Source organism: Algibacter sp. (assembly GCF_049667265.1).
Lineage (GTDB): Bacteria > Bacteroidota > Bacteroidia > Flavobacteriales > Flavobacteriaceae > Algibacter_B.
On sequence record NZ_JBATHX010000477.1, the window covers coordinates 1 to 4,298 of the forward strand.

Here is a 4,298-nt window from a genome sequence, read left to right on the forward strand (position 1 = left end):
GTTCAAGACATGGTTGAAAGTATCAGAATTCCTTCTGGTGCTGGGGAAGCAGGTGATTCACATTAAAATATGAAAGCATATTCTTGAAAATCTTTAATTCAAGTTTATTAGTTAGGAAAAATCAGCACTACTTAAAAGTAGTGCTGATTTTATTATATTAGTGAAATCTAGTTTAATTGGAACAAAGTCTATATAATTTATTTTTTTTAAAAGAAAAATTACATGAAAAAGCGGCACGAACAAAAACTAATAGTATTATCTATAGCCTTGTTTTTAATTTTTAACATACCTTTTTTATTGATTTTTAATATTGAAGGAGCCATATTCGGAATCCCGATTTTCTATTTTTCAATATTTTCTTTTTGGTTATTATCTATAATTATTTCTTATATCGTTTTAAAGCGCCATTATGAATAATTATACTTTAGTTTTTATAATTATAGTCTATCTAGCAGTATTATTTTTTATTGCTTTTTTGGCTGAAAAAAAGAGACAAAGTAAGTGGGTAAATAACCCTTATGTTTACACATTGTCTTTGGCAGTATATTGTTCGGCTTGGACATATTATGGCAGTATAGGTATCGCTGCAAATACAGGTATTGATTTTCTTCCTATTTATCTTGGACCAGTTATAGCAGCACCTTTATGGATAGTGATTCTTAGGAAAATTATTAGAATCTCCAAGCAGCATAAAATTTCATCAATAGCAGATTTTATATCCCTACGGTACGGAAACAATCGTTTTTTAGGAGCACTTGTTACTTTAATTTGCCTCTTTGGAACTGTACCATACATTTCATTACAACTTAAAGCGGTTTCTGAAACGTTTGAAATTATGACCGATGAAACCAGTTATATTTCAACCTCAATTTTAGACGATACCACATTTTATGTTGCTTTAATATTAGCCATTTTTGCAACCTTTTTCGGTACTCAAAAAACAGATGCGTCAGAAAAACATAAAGGCATTATAGCTTCTGTAGCATTTGAGTCTGTTTTAAAATTAGTGTTCTTTTTAATTATAGGTGCTTACATAACCTTTTACTTATTTGATGGGACAACAGATATTTATAACCAAATTTCAAAAACAGAAAACTTTAATCAATTAATTACTTTAAACGGTGTCGAGGATGGTTTTAATTGGGTGTTTATGATCTCGTTATCTTTTATGGCTATATTTTTATTGCCAAGACAGTTTCAAGTATCCGTATTGGAAAACAATCGTGAAAAGCATTTAAAAAAAGCAATTTGGTTGTTCCCATTGTATTTGTTGTTGTTTAATATTTTTGTTGTTTTTATAGCTTGGGCAGGTAAACTTACTTTTGGTAACTCAGTAAATGCCGAGTATTATACCTTGTTGCTGCCATTAGAGCAGAATAATTCATTCCTTGCAACGCTAGTTTTTTTAGGTGGATTTTCTGCGGTTATCTCCATGGTTATTGTGTCTACTTTAGCGCTTTCTACCATGGTAAGTAATAACCTTATCATACCTTATGGCTTTTTAGATAAATTTATTCAAAATCAACCTGAGCGTAATGCAAAGTATATCAAAAATATTCGTCGTATTTCTATTTTCACAATAATTATTACAGCCTATTTTTTCTATATATCTTTTTCTAAAGAATTGTCTTTATATTCAATTGGACTTATTTCATTTGTAATAATTGCACAACTTGCACCTTCATTTTTTATAGGTCTATTTTGGAATAGAGGTTCTTCAAAAGCTGCCATAACAGGTGTTATTGTTGGTTTTTGTATTGTGTTTTATACACTAATCTTACCATTTACCTTACAAGCATATTCAGGAACAGATGATTTTATTCAATATGGGCTTAATGGTATTCCTGCTTTAAAACCTTATGCTTTATTTGGTATAGATTTTTTAAGTCCGCCATCACATGCATTTTTCTGGAGTATGAGTTTCAATATATTAAGTTATCTCGTATTTTCTTTAACTTCCAAAGGGAATTATAGAGAACGAAATTATGCTGAAATGTTTGTTGATAGCAGGAATTTTACAAAGTTACAAGACAGTGCATTGGTATGGAAGGGAGAGGCTTATGTTGCAGATATAAAAAATGTACTTAATAGATTTCTTGGTGAAAAAAGAACGCAACGTGCATTAAACATATTTTTTACAAAATACAAACTCCCAAAAGACACACAATTAGCTGATGCTAGGCTGATTAATTTTTCTGAAAAATTATTAACTGGGAATATAGGTAGTGCTTCTGCAAAAATTTTAATAGCTAGTGTAGTGAAGGAAGAGCAAATTAGTTTAGTTGAAGTATTAAAAATATTAGAAGAATCTAAAGAGCATGTGGTTAATAATAAAGTGCTTTTGGAAAAATCTAATGAACTTTCAAAACTATCTTCAAAATTAAAGGATGTTAACCAAGAACTTATAAATAAAGACAAACAAAAAGATGAGTTTTTGGATACTGTGGCTCACGAATTAAAAACACCAATTACCGGTATTCGTGCAGCAACTGAGTTGTTGATGGATGAAGATGACGATATGCCTAAGGAGGTTAAGCTTCAGTTTTTAAAAAATATCCTTCAAGATTCAGACCGTTTAGGCAGGCTTATACATAATATTTTAGATTTCGAAAAACTAGAAACAGGACGTTTAAATTTAGATGTTCAAAATCAAGACATCCAAAAAACCATTACAAAAGCTATTTCAAGTTTGACTCAAATTGCTAAGAAAAAGAACATAAAATTAGTGAATAAAAATCCCCACGCTTTTAATTTGAATTATGATGAAGATAGAATATTGCAAGTATTAACTAATTTACTCTCTAATGCCATTAAATTTTGTGAAGCTAATAAAGGCGTTATAACTGTAGATTATAACTTAGGAAATGAATGTGTTAATGTTTCGGTAACCGACAATGGTAAAGGGATTCCAGAAGAAGATTATGATTTTATTTTTGATAAATTTTATCAATCAAAACATCAAAATACCATAAAACCGCAAGGGAGTGGGTTGGGGCTTGCCATTACCAAACAAATTATAGAAAAGCATCAAGGAAAAATTTGGGCAAAAAAAGGTGTAAAAAATGGCGCAACGCTTGTTTTTACGCTACCTTTTAAGTAAATTGTAGTCCCAAAAACTATGAAGAAGAAAATTTTAATTGTTGACGATGAACCAAATATTGTGATGTCGTTGGAATACGCTTTTAAAAAACAAGATTTTGAAGTGTATATTGCAAGAGATGGAAGTGAGGCGTTAGAGATATTAAAACATCAAATACCAAGTGTGATTTTGTTAGATGTTATGATGCCAAATGTAGATGGGTATCAAACGTTAAAACATATAAAAAATACAGACAGTTTAAAGGAAACCAAAGTGGTTTTTTTAACTGCAAAAAATAAAGCTTCAGATATTGAAAAGGGTTTAAAACTTGGAGCAGATAAATATTTAACCAAACCTTTTTCAGTAAAAAAAATAGTTTCAGAAATATTGGAACTGTTAACTTAAAAATGATCTTTTAAGACTTTTTTAAATATTGGTTTTGTGTGCAAACTTAACAGTATTTAATTAAAATTTAAAGACATGAAATTTCGTATTCCACCGTTGGCATCAGATATTATAATTAGTATCTATGCTGTTATTACGCTTTATTTAAGGTTTAAGTTTGAGCAAAATGCTATTGTAAGTCCTATGAATTCAATTGTTATGGGCGTTTGTTTTGTGCTTATTATTTGGGTATTTATCAAATTAAAGATACTTAACCCCAATTGGTTTGGCTTGATAAAATCTAAAAAAGCTAAGTCGTGAAATATCAAGATTTTTATAATAAAAGTATAGCCACTCCAGAAGCTTTTTGGAGCGAACAGGCTGAACAAGTATCTTGGTATAATAAACCTAAAAATATACTTTCTAAAAATAACCTAGGGCATAACCAATGGTTTGAAGATGGAACGTTAAACTTGAGTTATTTATGCATTGACAAGCATATAGAAGATGGTTATGGCAGACAGAATGCTATTATTTATGATTCCCCTGTAACAAACTCTAAAGAGATTATAACTTATATTCGATTACATAAAGAGGTTTCAAAATTAGCAGGAGCACTTAAAGAAATAGGTTTAAAAAAAGGAGATACGGCAATCGTTTATATGCCAATGATTCCGCAAGCTATTTATGCTATGTTAGCATGTGCAAGAATAGGGGTTATCCATTCGGTTGTATTTGGTGGTTTTGCTCCCAATGAGTTGGCTATTAGAATAGACGACTGCAAACCAAAAGTTATTTTAACAGCCTCTAGTGGAATTGAGATTGATAGAATTAT

Annotated in this window: 4 protein-coding genes; all 4 read left to right on the forward strand. The window is 30.2% G+C overall.

The features are described from left to right. Window positions 1–409: 409 nt before the first annotated feature. The gene (locus tag WBN21_RS16390; protein ID WP_424202183.1) at window positions 410–3,100 is read left to right on the forward strand and encodes an ATP-binding protein; all 2,691 of its coding nucleotides are present in this window, start codon (window positions 410–412) and stop codon (window positions 3,098–3,100) included. 18 nt (window positions 3,101–3,118) lie between these two features. Next, window positions 3,119–3,484, forward strand: a complete 366-nt coding sequence (locus WBN21_RS16395) for a response regulator transcription factor (RefSeq protein ID WP_424202185.1) — start codon at window positions 3,119–3,121, stop codon at window positions 3,482–3,484. A 75-nt stretch (window positions 3,485–3,559) separates the two neighbouring features. Beyond that, window positions 3,560–3,784, forward strand: coding sequence for a hypothetical protein (locus tag WBN21_RS16400; RefSeq protein ID WP_424202187.1), 225 nt, complete (start codon window positions 3,560–3,562; stop codon window positions 3,782–3,784). Further along, on the forward strand, window positions 3,781–4,298 hold a 518-nt coding region (locus tag WBN21_RS16405), incomplete at its 3' end, for an AMP-binding protein (RefSeq protein ID WP_424202189.1). The genes WBN21_RS16400 and WBN21_RS16405, both read left to right, overlap by 4 nt.